The organism is Cellulomonas sp. P5_C6, from assembly GCF_054049635.1.
In genome coordinates this window covers 1-761 of the sequence record NZ_JBFULZ010000385.1, presented here as the reverse complement: position 1 = coordinate 761, position 761 = coordinate 1, and the positions used below count along the sequence as shown (strand labels likewise).

At 77.1% G+C, this 761-nt stretch carries 1 protein-coding gene; it reads right to left on the bottom strand.

Features of this window, described 5'->3' with window-relative positions; genetic code table 11:
- Positions 1-627 (bottom strand): FAD:protein FMN transferase (locus ACXJKG_RS21305; protein ID WP_456847709.1); only part of this gene is annotated, 627 nt, incomplete at its 3' end.
- Positions 628-761: the final 134 nt, after the last annotated feature.

Sequence of the window (761 nt, the reverse complement as noted above, 5' to 3'; positions counted from 1 at the left end):
CACGAGCACGGGGGAGATCCCGCCCAGGGGGTCCTCGACGCCGACCCGCCACCCGGTGCCGATCGGGCCCGCGCCGCCGAGGTACTCGTCGCCGCCCGCGTCCACCAGCCACGACGCACCGGAACCGGCGAGCTCGGTGGCCGCCCACCGGACCGCCAGGCCCTTGCCGATGCCGCCGAGGTCGACCGCCCGCCCGCCGAGGTTCAGCGCCGTGGTCTCCCGCTGTCGCAGGACGGGCTGCCACGGCTCCACGAGGGCCGCCGGACGCGCCGACGTGGACGCCGGACGGGTGGTCGTCACCCCGCCGTCGATGAAGGGCAGCGACCGGTCGTACCCCCACGCGAGCAGGGTGTCGAGGACCCGGGGGTCGAAGCGGCCGTCGGTCTCGCGGTGGGCGCGCTCGGCCTCGAGGATCACGTCGGCGAGCACGTCGGGCACCAGGTGCCACGACGCAGGAGCGGCGTTCGCCAGCGAGAGCGCGCTCGTCGGGTCGAACCGGCTGCAGTGGCGCTCGACCTCGCGGATCTCTCGCTCGGCCCGGTCGAGCTGCGCGTCCGCGTCCGGTCCGGGGTCCACGACCCGCAGCTCGACCTCGCTCGCCATCGCGCGGAAGGATCGGCTCAGCACGGTGGCCCCCGCCTCCGTCGGCCGCGTCCGGGCGTTCATCCGGACGCCTTGGTCACGGTGTCGACCGGCGGCGGCGGCGCCGGCGCGGCGGCCGGTGCTGCAGCGGCAGGCGGGGCCGCAACCGGTGCGGCGGC